Origin of the sequence: Thermococcus sp., assembly GCF_026991495.1 — an archaeon.
Taxonomy (GTDB): domain Archaea; phylum Methanobacteriota_B; class Thermococci; order Thermococcales; family Thermococcaceae; genus Thermococcus.
Window position 1 is genome coordinate 34,803 of record NZ_JALXBJ010000034.1, and the last position, 14,959, is coordinate 49,761.

General features: G+C 58.7%; 18 protein-coding genes. 3 read left to right on the forward strand and 15 right to left on the reverse strand.

Annotated elements, in window-relative coordinates; all coding sequences use genetic code 11:
- The first annotated feature begins 67 nt into the window (after nucleotides 1-67).
- Complete coding sequence (locus MVB78_RS04210; protein ID WP_297488361.1) at nucleotides 68-583, forward strand: cob(I)yrinic acid a,c-diamide adenosyltransferase; 516 nt, start codon at nucleotides 68-70, stop codon at nucleotides 581-583.
- A 26-nt stretch (nucleotides 584-609) separates the two neighbouring features.
- Here the strand turns inward: MVB78_RS04210 and MVB78_RS04215 are convergent, their stop codons facing one another.
- On the reverse strand, nucleotides 610-2,808 hold the full coding sequence (locus tag MVB78_RS04215) for an elongation factor EF-2 (protein WP_297488257.1): 2,199 nt from the start codon (nucleotides 2,806-2,808) through the stop codon (nucleotides 610-612).
- 178 nt (nucleotides 2,809-2,986) lie between these two features.
- On the opposite strand from MVB78_RS04215, the gene MVB78_RS04220 reads away from it, so the two are divergent.
- Both MVB78_RS04220 and MVB78_RS04225 read left to right on the forward strand, forming a co-directional pair.
- Nucleotides 2,987-3,346: a hypothetical protein gene (locus MVB78_RS04220; RefSeq protein WP_297488260.1), complete on the forward strand. Its 360-nt coding sequence runs from the start codon at nucleotides 2,987-2,989 to the stop codon at nucleotides 3,344-3,346.
- A 1-nt stretch (nucleotide 3,347) separates the two neighbouring features.
- Nucleotides 3,348-3,746 (forward strand): iron-sulfur cluster assembly protein, encoded by a 399-nt coding sequence (locus MVB78_RS04225; RefSeq protein ID WP_297488263.1) that lies wholly within the window; start codon nucleotides 3,348-3,350, stop codon nucleotides 3,744-3,746.
- Here the strand turns inward: MVB78_RS04225 and MVB78_RS04230 are convergent.
- The 14 genes from MVB78_RS04230 to MVB78_RS04295 form a co-directional block, all read right to left on the reverse strand.
- Nucleotides 3,715-5,283, reverse strand: coding sequence for a proton-conducting transporter membrane subunit (locus MVB78_RS04230; protein ID WP_297488266.1), 1,569 nt, complete (start codon nucleotides 5,281-5,283; stop codon nucleotides 3,715-3,717). The two genes, MVB78_RS04225 and MVB78_RS04230, sit on opposite strands and share 32 nt — an antisense overlap.
- A gap of 9 nt (nucleotides 5,284-5,292) precedes the next feature.
- Complete coding sequence (locus MVB78_RS04235; RefSeq protein WP_297488269.1) at nucleotides 5,293-5,796, reverse strand: Na+/H+ antiporter subunit E; 504 nt, start codon at nucleotides 5,794-5,796, stop codon at nucleotides 5,293-5,295.
- Nucleotides 5,793-6,182, reverse strand: a complete 390-nt coding sequence (locus MVB78_RS04240) for a sodium:proton antiporter (protein WP_366940158.1) — start codon at nucleotides 6,180-6,182, stop codon at nucleotides 5,793-5,795. The genes MVB78_RS04235 and MVB78_RS04240 overlap by 4 nt, the downstream gene beginning before the upstream one ends.
- Nucleotides 6,179-6,943 carry a Na(+)/H(+) antiporter subunit B gene (locus MVB78_RS04245; RefSeq protein WP_297488273.1) on the reverse strand — a complete coding sequence of 255 codons (765 nt, stop codon included), beginning with the start codon at nucleotides 6,941-6,943 and terminating at the stop codon, nucleotides 6,179-6,181. Before MVB78_RS04245 ends, MVB78_RS04240 begins: the two co-directional genes overlap by 4 nt.
- Complete coding sequence (locus tag MVB78_RS04250; protein ID WP_297488276.1) at nucleotides 6,940-7,197, reverse strand: hydrogenase subunit MbhD domain-containing protein; 258 nt, start codon at nucleotides 7,195-7,197, stop codon at nucleotides 6,940-6,942. The genes MVB78_RS04245 and MVB78_RS04250 overlap by 4 nt, the downstream gene beginning before the upstream one ends.
- Nucleotides 7,194-7,649: a monovalent cation/H(+) antiporter subunit G gene (gene mnhG / locus MVB78_RS04255; protein ID WP_297488279.1), complete on the reverse strand. Its 456-nt coding sequence runs from the start codon at nucleotides 7,647-7,649 to the stop codon at nucleotides 7,194-7,196. The genes MVB78_RS04250 and mnhG overlap by 4 nt, the downstream gene beginning before the upstream one ends.
- Nucleotides 7,646-7,930 carry a monovalent cation/H+ antiporter complex subunit F gene (locus MVB78_RS04260; protein WP_297488282.1) on the reverse strand — a complete coding sequence of 95 codons (285 nt, stop codon included), beginning with the start codon at nucleotides 7,928-7,930 and terminating at the stop codon, nucleotides 7,646-7,648. Before MVB78_RS04260 ends, mnhG begins: the two co-directional genes overlap by 4 nt.
- The gene (locus MVB78_RS04265) at nucleotides 7,927-9,810 is read right to left on the reverse strand and encodes a complex I subunit 5 family protein (RefSeq protein ID WP_297488285.1); all 1,884 of its coding nucleotides are present in this window, start codon (nucleotides 9,808-9,810) and stop codon (nucleotides 7,927-7,929) included. The genes MVB78_RS04260 and MVB78_RS04265 overlap by 4 nt, the downstream gene beginning before the upstream one ends.
- Nucleotides 9,810-11,297 (reverse strand): hydrogenase 4 subunit D, encoded by a 1,488-nt coding sequence (locus MVB78_RS04270; protein ID WP_366940157.1) that lies wholly within the window; start codon nucleotides 11,295-11,297, stop codon nucleotides 9,810-9,812. The genes MVB78_RS04265 and MVB78_RS04270 overlap by 1 nt, the downstream gene beginning before the upstream one ends.
- 80 nt (nucleotides 11,298-11,377) lie before the next feature.
- Entirely contained in the window at nucleotides 11,378-12,298 is a 921-nt protein-coding gene (locus MVB78_RS04275) for a polyprenyl synthetase family protein (RefSeq protein WP_297488291.1), read from the reverse strand.
- Nucleotides 12,285-13,247, reverse strand: coding sequence for a DUF3887 domain-containing protein (locus MVB78_RS04280; protein WP_297488293.1), 963 nt, complete (start codon nucleotides 13,245-13,247; stop codon nucleotides 12,285-12,287). The genes MVB78_RS04275 and MVB78_RS04280 overlap by 14 nt, the downstream gene beginning before the upstream one ends.
- 3 nt (nucleotides 13,248-13,250) lie before the next feature.
- On the reverse strand, nucleotides 13,251-13,628 hold the full coding sequence (locus MVB78_RS04285) for a hypothetical protein (RefSeq protein ID WP_297488295.1): 378 nt from the start codon (nucleotides 13,626-13,628) through the stop codon (nucleotides 13,251-13,253).
- Complete coding sequence (gene hemH, locus MVB78_RS04290) at nucleotides 13,609-14,502, reverse strand: ferrochelatase (RefSeq protein ID WP_297488298.1); 894 nt, start codon at nucleotides 14,500-14,502, stop codon at nucleotides 13,609-13,611. Before hemH ends, MVB78_RS04285 begins: the two co-directional genes overlap by 20 nt.
- 27 nt (nucleotides 14,503-14,529) lie before the next feature.
- Complete coding sequence (locus MVB78_RS04295; protein ID WP_297488370.1) at nucleotides 14,530-14,952, reverse strand: DUF1641 domain-containing protein; 423 nt, start codon at nucleotides 14,950-14,952, stop codon at nucleotides 14,530-14,532.
- Between the last annotated feature and the right edge of the window lie 7 nt (nucleotides 14,953-14,959).

Consider the following 14,959-nt stretch of genomic DNA (forward strand, 5'->3'; position numbering starts at 1 on the left):
GATTATGAACTTTTTGGCCCGGCAAAGGGATAAAAAGGTTCAGGTCGCTTTAGAGGTGGTGAGTGCTATGCCGATAACGACGAAGACGGGAGATAAGGGTATGACCGGCCTCTTCACTGGGGAGAGGGTGGCCAAGTTCTCGGCGATAATGGAGGCCAACGGCACGATAGACGAGCTCGACAGCTTCCTCGGCGAGGCAAAGCACCAGCTGCCCGAGGATATGGCTGGAATAATAGAGAAGTTACAGGTGAAGCTGTACGACCTCATGGCCGAGGTAGCGAGCAGGGGAAAGCTTGATAAGGTAAAGGGGGAGGACATAAAGTGGCTGGAAGATCTCATTGGGAAGTACGAGTCCGAGGTGACCCTTGAGGGCTTCGTAATACCCGGTTCAACCCCTGCGAGCGCAAAGCTCGACGTCTGCCGGGCGGTGGCGAGGAGGGCCGAGAGGATGGTATCCAGGCTCGTCCTTGAACACGGCTTTGGGCACAGCGCCCTGGTCTACCTCAACAGGCTCAGCGACCTGCTCTTCCTCATGGCGAGGTACGTTGAGCTCAGGGAGGGGAAGATCAGGTACGCGCGCTGAAACATTTAGAAAAGGTAAAGAAAGGCTCACTGCTGCGGGCAGACGTCCTTCTCCGTGGGCGGGTTGGGGTTGAGCCCCTTCCTCTGCCTTATCTGCCTTATCACGTTGACCGCGAGCTCGCTCGGGACGCGCTTGAAGCCAGCGTGCTCCGTTGTCCAGAGGGCCTTTCCGCTGGTCGCGCCGCGTATGGCACCGGCGAACCCGAACATCTCGGCGACCGGGGCCTCGCCTATGATTATCATGACCTCGCCCTCCTGGCGCATGTCTATGAGCTGGCCGCGCCTCTGGTTGAGCTCCCTGCTGACGGGCCCCATGTACTCGTAGGGGATGTTGATGATGACCTTCTGGTACGGCTCGTAGAGGACGGGGTTGGCCTTCATCATGGCGCAGTGGATGGCCGTCCTTATCGCGGGGTAGATCTGGGCGGGGCCGCGGTGGACGTTGTCCTCGTGTATCTTGGCGTCGTGGAGTCTGACAATTACCTTCATAACGGGCTCCTTGGCGAGCGGGCCCTCGTCCATGGCCATGTGGAAGCCGTCCACGAGCAGGTCCATGACCTCGTTGAGGTACTGGATACCCTTGGTGTTGTCGAGGAACATGTTGCCGTTGTAGACGTCGACGATGCCCTTGGCGATTTCGTAGTCCATGCCGAGCTCGGCGAGCTTCTTGGCGACCTCCTTCGGGTTCTTGGGCCGGCCCTCGGGTATGTCCCCCTCGTGTATCGCCTCGTATATCTCATCCGGCATCGGCTCGACGGTTATGTAGAACCTGTTGTGCTTGTTCGGGGACTTCCCTTCGACTATGGGGCTCACCTTGGTTATGCTCTCGCGGTAGACGACGATCGGCGGCGAGACGTCAACGTCCAGCTTCCACTCAGTCTTGAGCCTGTAGAGCTTTACCTCAAGGTGGAGCTCGCCCATGCCGCTGAGGAGGTGCTGACCGGTCTCTTCGTCTATCTTGACGTGGAGTGTCGGGTCTTCCTTCGCCAGCTGCCTCAGGGCCTCGATCAGCTTTGGAAGGTCTTTGACGTTCTTGGCCTCTATAGCGACGGTAACAACGGGCTCGCTCGTGTAGTGGAGTGCCTCAAAGGGCTCGATCTTCTCAACCGAGACCGTCTCACCGGCCATTGCGTCGCGGAGCCCCGTTACGGCCACTATGTTCCCGGCAGGCACCGCCTCCATGTTGATCCTCTCCGGCCCCATGTAGATGCCGACCTGCTGTATCCTCGCCTTCCTCTTGCTGTTTATCAGGTAGACCTCCTGGCCCGCCTTCACGGTGCCGCTCCAGACGCGCCCGGTTGCCACTTCACCGGCGTGCTTGTCGAGGATTATCTTCGTTACAACCATGACCATCTTGCCCTTGGGGTCGCAGCCCATCATGGCCTGCCCTATCTCGGTGTCTATGTCTCCCCTCCAGAGATGGGGGATCCTGTACTTCTGGGCTTCGAGCGGGTTGGGGAGGTGTCTGACGACCATATCGAGGACGACGACGTGAAGCGGGGCCTTCTTCCTTAGGGTCTTCAGGTCGCCGGCGTTGGTGAGCTCAACTATATCCTTGAAGGTCACGCCGGTTCTCTTCATGAACGGAACGCTCAGGGCCCAGTTGTAGTACGCACTACCGAAGGCCACGCTGCCGTCGTTGACGTTGACGAGCCACTTCTTCTTGAACTCGTCCGGGGCGTAGCGCTTGATGAGCCTGTTGACGTCGGTGATGATCTTCGCGAACCTGTTGAGTATCTCGTTCGGCCCGAGCTTGAGCTCCTTTATGAGCCTGTCCACCTTGTTTATGAAGAGCACGGGGGTAACGTACTCCCTGAGGGCCTGCCTGAGAACGGTCTCGGTCTGGGGCATAACGCCTTCGACGGCGTCAACCACTATTATCGCGCCGTCTATTGCACGCATGGCCCTCGTAACGTCTCCTCCGAAGTCCACGTGGCCGGGGGTGTCGATGAGGTTTATGAGGTAGTCCTGCCCCTCGTACTTGTGGACCATCGAGACGTTGGCGGCGTTGATTGTGATGCCCCTCGCCTGCTCCTGCTCGTCGAAATCGAGGACGAGCTGCTTTCCAGCTAATTCTTCGCTAATCATCCCGGCTCCGGCGAGCAGGTTGTCGCTCAGAGTCGTCTTGCCGTGGTCAATATGAGCGGCGATGCCCATGTTCCTGATCCTCTCAGGCTGGGTCATGAGCTCTTTGATCTTTGCGATCATCTCTTCCCTTCTTCCCATAACACACCACCTTTCCAGTATGAGCTTTCGGCTTAACTTAAAAGGCCCGGTTATAAAGCTTTTCCCGGTTCCCGGTGGGGTCTTGAACCTCTGGGTGAAGCGCTTAAACCGGATTCAATTCCCCAAAAATGCCCAAGAAAGCTTATAACATGGTCATTGAACTCCAGCCGGTGAGAGCATGAAGGTCTACACGCCAGACAGGGAGTGGCCCCCCGAGTACAGGGAGGTCCTCGAGGAGCTCGGGAAGATAACCGATCCTGTCACAGGGGGAGATGTCCTCGACTCCGGGGTTATAGCCGGCCTTGAAGTCGGGGAGAGGGTTCTCAAGGTGTGGCTGAAGTTCGAGAGCAACGCGGAACACAACATAATCGGCGAGAGCGCGATAGCCTACTCCAAGATAATCGGGGACATAATGGAGCGCTTCGCCCTGGTTAAGTTCGACAACGTCTACGTCTACGACCTCGGCAACCATCTCGTCGGCGTCTTCGAGAACAAGAAGGGCTACAAGGCAGGAGACCTCAGCGGGGAGAGGGTGTAGCGTGGGGCTCTTCGGAATATTTAAGGGGCCCAAGAGGAGGCCCAAGAAGGGGCCGAGGGAAGACCTTCCCCCCGAGGTAATGGCCGTCGTTGAGAGGCTCAAAAGCGTCATTGACCCCGAGACGGGCCTTGATATAGTCGATGAGGGGCTCGTGTACGGTTTGACGGTTGAGGGAAAGCTCGTCCAGGTCTTCCTCCTCTTGGCGAGGTCAACGCCCGAGTGCCACTTCTGCCAGACGATAGCAGTGAACGTCCAGAGGAGGATTTTAAGGGACGCGATAAGCGTACTCAGGGAGCAGGGTTTCGAAAGAATCGAGCTGTACAACGAGATCGGTCTTCTCCTTGAGGATTGGTCTGTGGAGAAGGAGGTTAGTGAAAGACCCCGAGTGCGAGCTTCCTGACCGCGTCAATGTAGGCTCCGTAGTCCATCGCCTGAACCGCAGCAGGGTGGAAGTAGAGGTCTATGACGGTCGGGGCCAGCAGACCGATGCCGATTACGAGGAGGGCCAGCAGGAGATTGATGCCCGTGAATAGGCCGGGATCCCCAGTTGCCGGGCTTCCTTCGTGCTGTCCGGCGTGATGTCCGTGCACTTCAGCAGGCTTCCCGCGCCACAGGGTTATGAAGAGCCTGAAGTAGGCCCAAGCCGCGATGGCGCTCGTTATTATGACAACCGACGCGAGCCACGGGCTGACCTGCAGGAGGGCGTTGTAGATGAGCATCTTGCTGAAGAAGACGTTGAGCGGAGGCACTCCAACGAGGCTCAGGACAGCCACCGCGAAGAGGGCGGTGGTGAGGGGCATTCCCTTCCCAACCCCGGCCAGGCCATCGAGGCTGCTCTCCCCAGTCCTGTAGATGAACGCCCCAACGGTGAAGAAGAGGAGCCCCTTGGCAAGGGCGTGGTTCACAATGTGGAAGTTTATGGCGAGCAGCGCCAGCTGGCTACCGACCCCGAGGGTCATGAAGAGGTAGCCCATGTGGAGTATTGTCGAGTAAGCTATGATCCTCTTCACGTTCTTCTGAACGAGCATCATCACCGAGCCAAGGAAGGCCGTTGATGCCCCGAGGGTGAAGAAGGTCAGGCTGAGCGCCTCCGGGAGGTAGCCCTGGAAGACCGTGTAGAGGAACCTTGAGAGGGCGTATATCCCTACCACCTCAACAAAGCCGCTTAGAACAGCCCCCACCGGGATTGGAGCCCCCTGATAAGCGTCCGGAAGCCAGTAGTGGCCCGGGAAGATTGCGCTCTTCACGATGACGGTTGAGATCGTTAAGGCGAAGAAGATCGCGAGGGCGAGAGAGGGGTCGCCGAAGACCTTAACCGTTACCGGGAACCCTATCCCATGGAACTTTGCGCTCAGGTCGGCCATGTTGACAGTGCCGAGGGAGGCGTAGACGAAGCCGAGGGCGAGGAAGTAGAGGCTCGTTGCAACGGCCCCGCTTATGCCGTACTTGAAGGCGCCCTCGACCGCGTCGCTCCTGTTCCTGTAGAAGCCGACGATGGCGTAGGCTGAGGCACCGAGAACCTCGAGCATGACGAAGAGGTTGAAGGCGTCGCCGGTCATGAAGGCCCCGAAGGCCCCCGCCTCAAGGCCGAGGAGGAAGGTGTAGAAGAACTCCAGGCCATGGGATCGTATGAAGACCGCGGAGTAGAGACCGGCCAAGAGGAAGCCAAAGGCCGCGGTGAGGACTATGTTGGCGGAGAACCTGTCAACCTCGAACACTATGCCTATCGGGGCTATCCAGTTCCCGAAGGCGTAGACGAGGGGCTCGCTTGAGGAGTAGGCCTTGGCAAAAAGCCAGAGGGCCGAGAGAAAGGCTGCAGTCAGGGCGGTCAGGGCGTAGGCTATCACAACCTTCCTGTTCTTGCGGGTGAAGAAGGCCGTGAAGGGGAGGAAGAAGGCAAAGCCGAGCGGTACTACTGGAACGAGCCCTACCTCCATTTTACCACCTCAGTCGAATATTTTCCTCGCGTAGTCCTCGAAGTAGGCCACGATGTTCTCCTTCACTTCCCTCTCGTCGAGCGTGGAGACGTCTATCCAGTGGACGTAGAGCCACTTTCCGTCGTCGCTTATGTCCACCACTATTGTCCCGGGAGTGTTGGTTATCGAGTTTGCCACGAGAACCTTGCCATAATCGCTCTCGACTTCGAGCGGGACCCTTACTATTCCCGGGTTCGCCCTGAGCGTGAAGACCCTCTTGGCGACGTCTATGTGGGTCTTCGTCTCCTCTATGAGGAAGTAGCGGAGGCCGTAGAGCACCGCGTAGAACCACCTCCTCGGCGAGAATGCCTTGCGGTCGTCCTCTATGATCCAGTGGCCGACTATCAGGGAGACGACGAGGGCCACAACCGAGCCGGTAGCGAGGTCGTACTCGCTCACCGAGCCCGTGTAGAAGAGGTAGACGGCGAGCACTAAGACGAAGGTTCCCGGGGAGAGGCGGCCGGAAAAGCTCATTCCCTCTCACCTCCCATTATCTCCGCCATGTCCCTCGCATCGACGGTTCCGTGCAGCCTGTAGAACTGGATCGCGTAGGTAGTGAGGAGTATGTTCATTGCCATCCCTATGACGACCGCCGTCAGGACGAGGGCCTGCGGCACGGGATCAACGGCCCTTCTCAGGAACTCTTCGAAGGTTATGTGCTTCTCGTAGATGGGCGGGAAAACCGGGTAGACGAGGCGGTAGCCTATCAGGATGAAGAGCATGTTTATGGCATCGCCCATGACGTTGAGCATTATTATCTTCTTGATGAGGTTTGAGCGCGTCGCAACGCCGTAGATCCCCAGGAAGATCATCGCAAAGAGCGTTATCGTGATGTAGAATATGAGGAAAGCCGCTATCACTTCATCTCCCTCCTCAGAACCAGCTTGAAGATCCACTCTGGGACGCCGAGGGCCAGGAATACCGTCAGGAAGCCGAAGGTAACTGCCGTGTACTCGCCGACGTCGAGGTTGAAGAGACCTGTCTCACCCGGCAGGAGGTCTATCTCAAGCACCTTCCCGCCGTACAGGAGCACGGGTGCAACGACTGTTGCGAGGATTATGGCGAGGCCGAGGGCGTAGGCGGAGATGGTGTGCCTCAGTGTGAGCCCCTGCCTCTCCAGCGTAAACTTGGAGAAGGCCGCGAAGAGGAGGAGCGTGGCGACGGCCATGGCGGAGCCGGCCTGGAAGCCGCCGCCCGGGGTCAGGTGTCCGTGGAGCGCTATGGAGGCTGAGATCGAGACTATCATGACGACGACGAGTTTTGTAGTCGTGCGCGTTATCGTGTCCATGTGTCTGTGCGGTTCCCTTGCCTCAAGGGCCCGGACCTCCATCCCCTGCTCCCTCGTGAGCCTGAGGACGCTCAACGCCCCCATTATCGCGAGGAAGAAAACGAAGGTCTCAAACAGGGTATCGAAGCCGCGGTAGTTCCAGACTATTGCCGTCACAACCTCCGGGCTGTGGCTCGTCAGGCCCTCGTGGGCGAAGGCGTGGCTCAGGTAGAACTCCCCCAAGGGTCTCAGGGGGTTCTCGGCTATCCCGAGCACGTCCCTTACGGTCACGGCGTAGGATACGAACAGGAAGGCGATTAGGAACGAAAGCGCCACGAAAACATCCTTTTTCATTCTCCCACCTCGTAGCGCTCTGTCTTGTTTATGGCGAGGATCACGAGCGCCGTGTAGGCGCCGACTGCTATGGCGAGGTAGGCGAGGACTATGTCCGGGGCGGCGAGGATGTAGAAGCCGAGGGCGAAGAAGGTAGACTGGACTGAACTCAGGGCTAAAGCCTTGAGCAGGTCGCGCTCCTTCATGGCGAGGTAGCTGAAGACGAAGCCGAATGAAACGACTATGGCCAGTATGATGAGGTGAAGCTCTATCACCGCCCCAACCTCCTGAAGGTGAACTTCGGCTCTTCCTCCTCCCCGGGGGTTTCCTCGTGCTCCCTCACGAGCTCGGCGACATCGCTCCTCTCCGGGAGATCCTCCTCCAATTGGTCGACCTTTAACTTAGGCTTCTTCCCGATCCTGCCGAAGTAAACGGCTGAGACTATGGAGTGGGAACCCGTGGGGGCTATGACCAGGATGAGAACGCCGACCGTGAAAGCTATGCCGGCCATGAAGAACCTCTGGCTTCCGAGGGGATGGTAGACGAGGGCAACGAGCCCGGCGCCGAAGACAGGCAACGCTGCACCTCCTATAGTCCCAACAGTTGCGGCGTGCGTCCTCATGTAGAAATCGGGGAAGCGAAGGATCCCTATGGCGGCTATGAGGTCGTAAACGGCGCCGAGGAGTATCGCAATCGAGCCGATGAGGAAGACGGCCTCCTCGATCATACCTCCACCTCCCCGTAGAGGACGTACTTGGTGTAGTAGATGTCCAACATGAAGGCCCACAGCGACAGTATTATCGCACCGCTCGCGAGCATTATCGACTTGAAGTAGATCCCGAGGATGACCATGAAGGCGGCCATGTCGAAGGAGAGGCAGTCCACCGCGAGGATTATGTCTGCGGTGGTGGGCCCCCTTATGGCCCTTATCCCGTAGAGGACGAAGGCCAGCGTGTAGATGACCGCCGCGAAGTAGAGGACGCTGTCGAAGGCACTCACGATGTTCACGCGAACACCCCCAGGAAGACTATCAGCAGGGCCATGGCTATGGCAAAACCCCCTATCAGGTAGTTCATGTCCGGCCTTTCGGAGGAGCCGAATTCCGCGAGCCACTCGATCGCCCTGAGTAGCGGTGAGAACATTGCCTCATCGAGGTGCCTGACCGGGTAGTCGAGGGCGTCGTCGTAGTCCTCGATCAGGGGTATTTCGTGCTTCGGGATGACCTTGATGACCGGGGCCACAGAGTGGAGGTAAAACTCCTTTCCCCGCCACACGAGGTACCTCCAGGCCTCGCCGAGGATGTCGCCGACGTTGTAGAATATCAGGAGGAGCTCGCTGGTCCTGTCTGTGGGAATGTTCCCAACCTTCCAGCCGGCTATCAGGGAGAGCAGGAGGAGAGAGCCGCCGATGGAGGTGCCGGGGTTCGAGAGCAGGGTGTGCGGCAGGTTTTCGGGAAAGACTGCAAAGCCCTCGATGGAAGCCTTGAGCCAGGGAAGGAGCAGGACGGGGAAGAGGGCCATTAAAAGACTCGTAAGGGCTAAAAACCCTGTTGAAGCTCTCAGGAGAAGGGGTATCTCCTCCCTCTCAACCTCCCTCTTGCAGATGAGCCTGTTTATCCTTCTGAGCTGCACCACGGAGGCGAGCGGGAAGAGGCCGAGGAAGGCTATCGTGAGGCCCATTGTCCACAGGTAGGGGCTGAGAGTTCCGAAGGCGGCCGAGTAGATAAGCCAGCGCGATACGAAGGACGAGAGGGGCGGGACGGCGGCGAGGGAGAGGGCGGAGAGCATTATCATGAACGCCATCACGTGCCCCCGGAGGAGCTTTCTGAGGGAGCATATGTTGGGTTCCTCGCCGTAGTGCTCTATGGAGCCTATCCCCAAGAAGACAGCGCTCTTGTAAACCGTTTGGTAGAGGGTGTGCAGGATGGAACCTAAGAGGGCCGCCACCCCGGGGACGCCGCCGAGGACGAGCGCCGTTCCGAGACCGAAGTAGGAGACGCCCATGTCCATTATGCTGTGATAGGAAAACTTGCGCTTGAGCCTTATCTCTCTGAAGGAGTAGAGGGTGGCGAAGGCGGAGGAAGCTCCCAGTAGGGCCAGCGTATAGCCTGCTACCTGGGAGGGGGGAAGGGCAAAGAAGAGGAGCCTGAGGAGCATGTAGAAGCCCATGGCTTCCCCCACGAGGTAGACGGGGACGAAGGCGGCGGGGGTTCTCCTGTAGGTCGATGGAACCCAGGTGTGAAGGGGGAAGACGCCGCTCCTCACGAGGGCGGCCGAGATGTAGAAGGCATAGACGAGCCAGGGCGATGGGAGCTTTTCGGCGTTCGCTGAGAGGCCCTCAAAGGTGAGCCCGTGAAGGCTCCCAACCGCTGAATATGCAAGGCCCGTAGCCAAGAGCAGGGGCACCATACCGAACACCTGGGTGTTCCACAGGTATCTGCGGGCGCTCTCCTCGGCCCTTCTTATGCCGGAGGCGAGGGTTATCGTGAAGGTGAAGAAGGCGAAGAGCTCGTAGGCAAGGGTCATCCTTTCGAGGCTGTCCGTTATGAGGAAGAGGAACGCCGACATGAGGGCCCCGTTGAGGGCCATGCTCGTGAGCCTGACGCTCCCGCCCTGAGAGTAGGAGAGGAGGTAGAGGGAGAGGGAGCTGCCAACGATCGCAAAGACGAGGAGGAAGAGGGCTGAGAAGGCGTCGATGGAGACTTCGGTGGGGAGGAAGGGAACAACCTCACCATGAACCCCGCCGATCCCGTACACCGCCAGCGGGAAGGCCAAGAGGGAAGCGAGGAGGGAGAGGGAGTAGGCTGTTTTCCTGTGGTTGAAAAGGCCGGCGAGGGCTCCTAAGAGGTATGCGGTGAGAACCGCGCTGACAATCCAGAGGTGGGCCATCAGACCACCCCCGCGAAGCCTATCTCCTCGACCAGCGGGTAGGCGAGGTAGGCGGAGATCAGCGTGAGGATGACGAGCGCTATGAGGGAGGCGTTTATGATCCAGTGGGTTTCCGCCCTCGCCGAGCTTGGCCTCCCGAAGACGTTCCTGCCTATCCACTTGAGGCCGACCCAGAGGAAGACCACCGAGTCGAGGAGCACGAGGATCACTGGAATCCAGGCAACGGGGGTAACGTGGAGGGCCCTCAGGCTCATCAGCAGTTCGGCCTTGCTGAAGGCTATGCCCATCGGCGGCAGGCCGGCCAGTCCGAGGAGGGCGACGCTCCAGGAGAGTCCGTTTACTGGGAGAACTTCCTTAAGCCCGCTTATCCGCCGGAGGTCGAGGGTACCGAGGGAGTAGGTGAAGGTTCCCGCCGTCAGGAAGCCGAGCCCCTTTATAAATGCGTGCGTTGTCAGCTGGAACATCGCGGCCCTTATGCCGACGTCGAGACCGAGGGAGGCGAAGGTAAGCCCGGAGAACATTATCCCGGCCTCGGCAACGGTGGAGTAGGCGAGAAGCCTCTTGGCGTCCACCTGGAGGGGGTAATTAAGCATCGGGACGAGGAGGGTCGCCGAGACCATGGCGGCCATGAAGTAGAAGATCCACGTTGGGAGGGGGCCTATGAACTGCAGAACCCTGGCTACGAGGTAGACCCCCATCTCGACCATCGCGGCGCCGTGCAGGAAGGCACTCGCTGGCGTTGGAGCCTCCATGGCATCGGGAATCCACGAGTAGGTGGGGAACTGGGCGCTCTTGGTGTAGCCTGCGAAGAGGAGGGCTATGAAGAGCCAGGGTTTTACCGAGGGTGAGAGGCGTGAGAGCGAGAAGAGGCTCAGGTCGTGAAGCTGGGTGAAGCCAACTCCCAGGGCCGTATAAAAGCCTATCATGGCCCCGACGTTTGGGATTATGAAGGCCTTGAAGCCGGCCCTCCGCGCGGCGGGCGTGTTGTAGTAGCTTACCACCCCCCAGCATGCGAGCCCCATGAGCTCGAAGAAGATGAGAAGGCCGAGGAAGGTTGAGGAGTAGATGAAGCCCAAGGTCGCGCCCTCGAAGAGGGTCATCCAGGCGTAGAAGAGGCCCCTCCCCTTTCCGCCCGGGTGCCCCACGTTCCTCTCGCTCATGTACTCCACACCGTAGAACATGAAGATGAAGCCGGCGACCGCGACAACGGTGCCGATTAGAACGCTCATCGGGTCGATTATGATGCCGTAGGCCTCGCCGAACTGGGTGCTCCTCAGGTAGGTGAGGTGAACGATTTCGCCGAAGCGGCCGGCGACGTAGACGTAAGCAGTCCACAGCTGGAACAGCATAGCCGACCCAAAAGAGATCAGCATAAGGAAATCGGCGGGTTTTTCGTCCAGTTTGAACAGCATAAGCCCGCCCAGGATGGGTACCGTGAAAGTTAGAGTGGTCAAGACCCCTATCATGCCCCTCCCACCCGATTCCATTAGGTTGGGCTAATTAGGCCTTTTAAGTCTTTCGTCTTTTCTCGAAAGGATTTTGGACGATTGTCAAAGCTCCTGAAAGGCTATCGACTCCGCAAGGGGAAACGCCCAAAGACATCGTCAAAGTACCCCCTAACGAGCGAGACGACGCGGGTGGAGTCGAAGGGGGCTTCCTCCACCATCTTGAGCGCTTTGTTTAGGAAGCCCTTGGCGACCTCAATGGACTTTCCGAAGATCCCTGCCTCCTTCATCCTGTCGAAGAGCTCCAATAGGCGCTCCTCCCTCGGCTCCCTCAGGACGCTCTCCACAAAGCCCGAGCCGTAGCTCTCCGTGTAGAGGATAAGCGGGAGGGTCGCCTTGCCGTTGAGCAGGTCTTTAAAGCGGTCTTTTCCTGTTCCAGGGAAGTAGTCGAGGACGTCGTCGACGATCTGAAACGCCCTGCCCACGAGGTTTCCGGCCCTGTCGAGTTCCCCCCAGAAGGGCTTTCCAGCGTAGTAGGCTGGGAGCGCAAAGGCCACGCCGAAGAGCCGTCCCGTTTTGCCATCTATTATCTTGTAATAGGTATCCACACCGAGGTGGATCCTCCCGCGGACGGCCTCCTGGAGTATCTCCGCCTTCACCATATCCTCCACGGCCCGGGCCACGTAGTCGACGGTTTCAAGCCTCTTGCCCCCTATGACCCTGAGGGCCCTGACGAAGAGGAAGTCCCCGGTTAAGACGGCCAGCTCCGGGCCCCAGCGCATGAGCACAGTTGGGCTGTTCCTCCTCTTTTCAGCGAGGTCGATGACGTCGTCGTGGACGAGGCTGGCGGTGTGGATGAGCTCAACTGCCGAGGCCAGGTCGAGGGCGTCCCTCTCCTCAAGCCCGAGGTCCTCGGCCACCGCGAGGACGATCCTCGGCCTTATCCTCTTCCCGCCGCTCCTTATGACGTACTCACCGACCTTCTTCGCGAGTTCGACGCTCCCCTCAAGTAGCTCGAGTATGTTCCTGTCAAGGGACTCCATGATCCCACCCCTTCACCAATGGAAGAAAGGCCGTGAGGGAGAGCAGGATACCCAAGGGGCGGCCTTCCGCAAGGGAAAAGTAGACGGCCGCCAGTAGAAGGGAAAAGCCAGTTGGATAGATCCATCTGCGGCTCCTTGAGTAGATTGCCCCGGTGATCCCGTGGTAAGCGGTCAGGAGGAAGGCTTCGAGGACGACGTAGAGCGCCCCTCCCGAGAAGGCCACCGGTATCTTCATCAGGAAGTTGGCGGAGACGAAGGTGCCTATGGCTAGGAGAACGTACTTGCCGAAGCCCAATCCGAGGCCTAAAGAGAGCCCGTTCCTTCCGCGTGAGAAGTAGAACTTCAACCCCTCCACGGTCGCCGCCGAGACCAGGGCAAGGATAAGCGCCCTCCGCACCGGGTTTCCAACGGTTAGAAGGGCGATGCTGTAGAAGGGTATTATCACCGCGAGCCCCAGGGCGAGGCCGGAACCAAGGAAGAAGTCAGAAAGGGAGGGCCTCCTCCGGAAGGCCAGCAGGAGGATGGCGGCAGTGGATGAGAGTATGCTCGCCACCATGCCTAAGGGATTCGGCCTCGGGGCTATGCCGAGGGCTATTCCAACGAGGGTGCCGTTCCTATACGCCAGCAGAACTGGGAAAGAACCCTTCTCTGCCCTTACCCGATATTCGAACTTTAGGAGGCCCCCCGACGTCCCGTTCCCGATGGGGGTGTAGCCCTTCAGCTCCCCGTAGTTCTTCAGGGTGAACCCCCTGATCCGGTTGAAATAGTCCTCCGTGAACTGCTCTCCGAGCGTGCCGCTCAGGTAGGGCTCTATGAGCGAGTAGTTGCCTGTGTTGAGGGCTTTTATGAAGGAATCCATAAAATTCGTTGGATTGACCGCCCCCGCTGCGGGCAGGAGTAGGAGCAGGGCAAGGGCCCCTGCCGCGAGGCCGAGTTTTCTCATTGCCATCCCTCACACGGCATTGGAGAGGGCCCTTATTAGACCTTTCGCCATCCAGTCAACCCCCGGGATGAGATAGGTCTTCCCCCTTATGAAGGTGTACATGCCGAAGATCGCGTATATAAGCCAGGCGTAGGCGACGTAGAGGGCCGGTCCAAAGTGCGGGTAGTTGGGGTTCACCATCGGCATGTGCCAGAGGGCCATGAAGGCCAGCCAGGCGAAGAAGCCCATGACGCTTGAATAGGCCGCGTGCAGCTTTGTGAACTCGTCGGTGTCCTTCATGAGGAGGAGTGGAATTCCACCGACGAAGCCCATGATGTAGGCTATGAAGGCGTTCGTGAACCTCTCCGTTCCCCTTACCTCCACACCTTCAGTTCTCGTTAACGGCATTTTCAATCACCTCCGCTACAGCTTCGCTCAAAAGCGGATCGCGGTGGTTGAGCCCGGCCCTTTTGTATCTAAGGCCGAGCCTTTCAGCCACTTCGCCATACTCAACGTCCAGCTCGTAGAGGGTCTCGATGTTCTCGACGATGAAGCTGAGTGGGTAAACGAGAACCTCGCTCACTCCCTCGGATTTCAGCCTCTCTAAAACCTCAGGCACCTCGGGCCCGAGCCACTGGCCCCTCCCGAACTTGCTCTGGAAGGCTATTTCCCAGGGCAGGTCGAAGGCCTTCATAACCCTCTCTGCGAGCTTTCTGTGGGTTCTCTCGTAGGGGTCGCCCTCGTCGATTACCCTCTTTGGGAGACTGTGAACGCTCAGGATCACGTAGGGCTCTTCAAAACCGCTATCCTCCAGACCGGTTTTGATGTTCCTCTGAACCCAGCGGATAAACTTCGCGTTGTCCCACCACTCCCTCACGTAGGGCTTCTCCCCGAAGAGCTCCCTTATCTTAGCCAGACAGCGTTCGGTTGTTGAGCTTGAGTAGACGTGGTAGAGCGGGAAGACGAGATCGAAGTCCCAGTTAAGTTCCTCGAGGAGGGGCCTTGAGTAGCACATGCCAAGCCTTACCTCGTGGCCCGTCTTTTCGCTTACAGCCCCTGCTATCTCCATCATGTACTCGACGAGGGGGCTTTTACCGCCTATGACCTTATAGTGCCCCCTGACCTGCCTCGCGCGGGCCTTGGCTATACCTTTGATTATCGCCTTAGCCCCGGGAACGTTGAGCCCTATGTGGTACCTCACATCGTAGAGAAAGCGAAATATGAAGTCCTCGATTTCATCCGGCTCGGTTGGTGCCCCCATGTAGGTGAAGAGAACCCTCAAGGTTTCACCTCCAAAAGAAGGAAAGGATCAGAGCTTGCCGTTCAAAGCCGCTCCGAGGTTCTTCGCAAGGACTAAGAGGAAGCCGAGTCCCTTCTGAACGTCCTCGTCGCGGAGGTAGCCCAACGCTGCCGTCATGCCGACCCTCGGTGCCTCCTTCGGGTCGGTCTTCGCTAAAGCTTTCAGAAGAGCCCTCACGAGTTCCTCGGTGTTCCACTCTATCTCCCTGGCCTCCGCAGTTTCGAGCTCCCTGACCGGCTCTAAGGCGGCGTTCCCAACGCCGAGGAGCCTCAGGAGAGCCTTCTCTTCCGCTATCGTTTCGAGGAGCTTGTCGCCGTTCTCGGTCATCGCCTTGAGAAGCCCAAGGGTTCCGCCCTTCTTAAGGGCTAAGGCGACTTCGGCAAGTTCCCTTATGGCTGCAACCTCTTCGGGGGTAAGGGTAAGCTCGCTCATCTTCACC